Below are 4582 nucleotides of genomic sequence, written 5' to 3' on the forward strand. Positions count from 1 at the left end.
GGCTGTCCTCCGGCCCCTTTCTCTTGTTCTCTTACCGTCTGTTCAGGACAGCGGCGGGCCCGGCTCGGGGCTCGGTACGGGCTCCGGGCCCGGGGGGATCGGTGACGGGTCGGGACCCGGCACGGGGTCCGGCCCCGGGGGCGGGGTCGGGGACGGGGGCGGGGTCGGGGACGGGGGCGGCGGAGTGGGCTCCGGGCCCGGCGGTGGCTGCGGATCCGGCACCGGGTCGGGGCGCGGCTCCGGGTGCTGGGGATCCGGGCCCGGTGTCGGCCCCGGATGCACGGGGTCGGGAAACGGATTCGTCATGAGGCCCTCCAGCCAGTCGATCGACTCCGGCTCTGGACTACTCCCCCGCCTACCCGACACCTGCTTCCCCAGTCACTCCGGCGCGGGACGGGGAGGGGTCCAGGTGGGTCAGAAGCGGCCGGGGTGGGCGGACAGCCATTCCTTCGCCGCCGTCAGCAGGTCCGGATCGGCCGGGCGGGCCTCGTCGGGGTGGCGTTCGACCCATCGGGTGACGTAGGGACACAGCGAGACGACCGGGCTGTGCTCACGTGCGGCGATGGCGTAGAGCTCGCGTGCCAGCGACCCCGCGATGCCCTGGCCCTCGTGGGCCGGTTCGACGATCGTGTGGACGGGCACCAGCGCGCGTGCGGGGCTCTCGAGGACGAAGTACTCGATGCGGCCGACGACTTCACCGCCGGTCAGCGCCTCCAGGCGGCCGGCGGCCCGGTCGTCGCGGATCTCCAGGTCCTTCATACGGACATGCTCCTGTCCCGTCTGCGTCCGGTCAGGCCCCGACGGCCTGCGGGCTGCGCTGCTGGTCCGAGCCCGGCACCGGCTCGGACGGGTCGGCGCCCAGGGCCGCGATCCGGTTGTCGCGGTCCACGTGCACGACCCTGGGGGTGAGTGCCCGCGCCTCGGCGTCCGTCACCTGTGCGTAGCTGATGATGATCACGAGATCGCCGGGGTGCACGAGATGCGCGGCGGCCCCGTTGATCCCGATCACCCCGGATCCGCGCTCGCCCTCGATGACGTACGTCTCCAGCCGGGCGCCGTTGGTGATGTCCACGATGTGCACGAGCTCGCCGGGCAGCAGATCGGCGGCGTCGAGCAGGTCGGCGTCGATGGTCACCGATCCCACGTAGTGCAGGTCGGCCTGGGTGACGGTGGCTCGGTGGATCTTGGACTTGAACATGGTTCGCAACATCGGTGCACTCCCACTATGACGCTCCCTGCCCGCGCTCTAGCAGGTCAAGGGCTACTGGTTGCCTTGCGAATGGCCGACGCCAGCCTACGCAACGGAGTTCGGCGAGGTGCGTGACCATCGCCACATCCGGAAGGCCGGACCGTGCTGCGTCAACTCCAGCCCCACGGGGCTCAATTTAGGTTAGGCTAAGCTAAATTTCTCGTGTGGATCCGGACCGCTTCGCGTGATCGGGGGGAGAGAATCACCATGGGCTTGCCGGCCATCGGCTCCTATCCCATGCCGGATCGCTCCGCGATCCCCCGGTCGCACGTCTCCTGGCGGATCGACCCGGCCCGTGCCGCGCTCCTGGTCCACGACATGCAGAACCACTTCGTCCGGGCCTTCCCCGCCGGCCGCTCCCCCGTGGTGGAACTCGTCGACAACATCGCCGCGCTCCGGGAACTCGCCGACACCCTGGACATGCCCATCGTGTTCAGCGCGGAGCCGGCCGGGCAGCCGCCCGCGCAGCGCGGGCTGGTCGGTGACATGTGGGGGCCGGGGATAGGGGACGAGCCGGATGCCGCGGCGATCGTCGCGCCTCTCACGCCCCGCCCCGGGGAGCACCTGCTGGCGAACGTGCGCCACAACGCCTTCCTGCGCAGCCATCTCGGCAGGCTGCTGCGCTCCCAGAACCGGGACCAGCTGATCATCTGCGGGGTGCACGCACACCTCGGCGTCCTGCTGACCGCCGCGGACGCCTTCATGAACGACATCCAGCCGTTCGTCGTCGCCGACGCGGTCGCCGACTTCTCCGCCGAGGAGCACGCCTTGGCGCTCCGGTGGGCCGCGCGCGCCGGAGTGGTCTGTACGACGGACGGTCTGCTGCGCGCCCTGCTCCTGCACCGGGAGCGGAGGAACGCGTGACGCCCGCGGCGCGGAACACCGGTGCCTTCCTCGACAAACCTTGAATTGGAGTGACTCCGTGAGCGTGACCCAGGCCGACCCGGTCGCGACCCGTTTCCCGTCCCTTCCCCAGCCGCCGGGTGAGCTCCTGGGCAGCGCGGTCGTCGTGAAGTTCGGCGGCAACGCCATGGTGGACGCGAGTCTGCATCGGGCCTTCGCCCAGGACATGGTGGAGCTGTGGCACGCGGGGCTGCGCCCGGTCGTCGTGCACGGCGGCGGGCCGCAGATCAGCGCGATGCTCGACCGTCTGGGCCTGGAGACCCGTTTCGAGGCGGGCCTCAGGGTCACCACCCCGGAGACCATGGACGTGGTGCGCATGGTGCTGACGGGCCGGGTCCAGCGGGAGCTGGTCGGTCACATCAACGCCCATGGGCCCTTCGCGGTGGGCCTGACCGGCGAGGACGCGCACACGATGACCGCCGTACGGCGACCGGCCCGGGTGGACGGCAAAGCGGTGGACATCGGGCTCGTCGGCGACATCGTGGACGTGAACCCGGCGATGGTGCGCGCCCTGCTGGAGCAGGGGCACATCCCTGTCGTCTCTCCCGTGGCGCGCGGTGCGGACGGGCAGGTCTACAACGTCAACGCCGATCTCGCGGCGTCGGCCCTCGCCGTCGCCCTCGACGCCGAGCGGCTGGTGATGCTCACCGATGTCGAGGGGCTCTACGCGGACTGGCCGCGCAGCACCGAGGTGATCGGACGGCTGACGGCCGGTGCGCTGGACGGGCTGCTGCCCGGGCTGGCGAGCGGGATGCTGCCGAAGATGGAGGGCTGTCTGCGGGCCGTCCGCGGCGGCGTGCGCAAGGCGCATGTACTGGACGGCCGGGTGCCGCACGCGGTGCTGCGCGGCGTCCTCGCGGAGACCAGTCCGGGCACGACCGTGGTTCCCGACGCGGTCACCAAGTCCTGACCAGGACCCGGGCGTTGCGCCGCGGGTCCAGGGACTCCGCCCAGGCCCGCGGCGCCAGTCGGGCGGTCGTGGGCGTGAAGCCGTAGCGGAGGAACAGTCCGCCGCCGCCGGTGGTCGCCGTGAACAGGGCGTCGAGTGACTGGGCGCGGGCCATGGCCAGGACCGCGCGCAGCAGCCCTGCTCCCGCTCCGCTCCCCTGCTGGTGCTCCGCCACGCAGAAGTTGTAGACGACGCCTGCGGGTCCGCCGCCCTCTCCCCCTTCGGGATACGCCCGCATGCCCACGCAGCCCTCCAGGGTGCCGTCCGGTGCCTCCAGTACCAGGAAGTCCGCGGCATGGCCGGCATAGAGGGAGACGGGGCGTTCGCGCAGCGCACCCGAGCGTACGAAGGGCAGGGACAGGGCGGCGAGCGCGGCGGCCTCGTCCGGGCGGGCGGTGCGCACCGAGGGCGACGGCGCGAGAAGTGCGTGCGGCAGCGCGGCAGGGCGCGGCGTAGCCGTGGTCAAGGGATTCCTTCCTCGGTACCGGACCCGGGATCAAACGCGCGGACGGCCCGGGCTGCCGTCGACGTACGTCTCCACGACCTCGATGTCTCCGATGCGGGAGGTGTCGACGTGCCGGGGATCGTCGCCGAGCACGACCAGGTCGGCGCGTTTGCCGGGGGTGAGACTCCCCAGGCTGTCCTCCCAGTGGCAGGCGTGGGCACCGGCGACGGTGTACGCGTGCAGCGCCTCGTCGACGGTGATGCCCTCGTCCGGGCCGATGACCTGCCCCGAGGTCGAGGCGCGCTCGACCATGAACTGGACGGCCCGCAGGGGCGATCCGTCGGCGACGGGACGGTCGGAGCTGCCCACCAGCGGGATGCCGTGGTCCAGGAACGCCCTGCCCCGGTACAGCCACGGTGCGCGTTCCACGCCCATGATCGACGCGTAGTCGTCGCCGAAGTACCGCAGGAAGTTGGGCTGGATCACCGCGCTGACGCCGAGTCGCGCGAAGCGCGGGAGCTGGTCGGGCCGGATCAGCCCGGCGTGTTCGATGCGGTGGCGGGCCTCGGGCCGGGGCCGCAGGCGCTGGGCGCGGTCGAGGGCGTCCAGGGCCACGTCGGCCGCGCGGTCGCCGATCGCGTGCACGGCGAGCTGCCAGCCGGCGAGGTGGCCGTCCACGATGAGGTCGGTGAGCGCCTGCGGGTCGTCCTGCAACTGCCCGGTGTGGTCGAGCCCTTCGTACGGGCTGCCCAGCGCGGCCGTACGGGCCATCATGCCGCCGTCGGTGTAGATCTTCAGAGCGCCCACGGAGAGCCGGTCGTCGCCGAACCCGGTGCGCAGGCCGAGGTCGAGGGCCCGCGGGATGCCGTCGGTCTCGTGTGCCGCGACCGGGCGCAGCCGGTCTCCGGACACCATGAGCTGCACGCGCAGGGGCAGCAGCCCCTTGTCCCGGGCGAGCTGGTAGGCGCCGAGTTCGACGGGGCTGTGGCCGAAGAGCGTGCCGCCGATGCCCGCTTCGGCGCAGGCGGTGACGCCC

The 4582-nt window shown here is 72.2% G+C and carries 6 protein-coding genes; 2 read left to right on the forward strand and 4 right to left on the reverse strand.

Annotated elements, in window-relative coordinates:
* Positions 1–414 precede the first annotated feature (414 nt).
* Together ACFTZL_RS41385 and panD are read right to left on the reverse strand one after the other, a co-directional pair.
* Entirely contained in the window at positions 415–759 is a 345-nt protein-coding gene (locus tag ACFTZL_RS41385; protein ID WP_382594698.1) for a GNAT family N-acetyltransferase, read from the reverse strand.
* Between the two features lie 31 nt (positions 760–790).
* Positions 791–1210, reverse strand: coding sequence for an aspartate 1-decarboxylase (gene panD / locus ACFTZL_RS41390; protein WP_382594701.1), 420 nt, complete (start codon positions 1208–1210; stop codon positions 791–793).
* A 246-nt stretch (positions 1211–1456) separates the two neighbouring features.
* On the opposite strand from panD, the gene ACFTZL_RS41395 reads away from it, so the two are divergent.
* Both ACFTZL_RS41395 and argB read left to right on the forward strand, forming a co-directional pair.
* Positions 1457–2113, forward strand: coding sequence for an isochorismatase family protein (locus tag ACFTZL_RS41395; protein ID WP_382594704.1), 657 nt, complete (start codon positions 1457–1459; stop codon positions 2111–2113).
* A 127-nt stretch (positions 2114–2240) separates the two neighbouring features.
* Complete coding sequence (gene argB / locus ACFTZL_RS41400) at positions 2241–3062, forward strand: acetylglutamate kinase (protein WP_382594713.1); 822 nt, start codon at positions 2241–2243, stop codon at positions 3060–3062.
* Here argB and ACFTZL_RS41405 read toward each other — a convergent pair.
* The gene (locus ACFTZL_RS41405) at positions 3049–3567 is read right to left on the reverse strand and encodes a GNAT family N-acetyltransferase (RefSeq protein WP_382594707.1); all 519 of its coding nucleotides are present in this window, start codon (positions 3565–3567) and stop codon (positions 3049–3051) included. The genes argB and ACFTZL_RS41405 overlap by 14 nt on opposite strands.
* Before the next feature lie 30 nt (positions 3568–3597).
* On the reverse strand, positions 3598–4582 hold a 985-nt coding region (locus ACFTZL_RS41410; protein ID WP_382594710.1), incomplete at its 5' end, for an amidohydrolase.

It is taken from the genome of Streptomyces sp. NPDC056948, assembly GCF_042674225.1.
Classification (GTDB): Bacteria; Actinomycetota; Actinomycetes; order Streptomycetales; family Streptomycetaceae; genus Streptomyces; species Streptomyces purpurascens.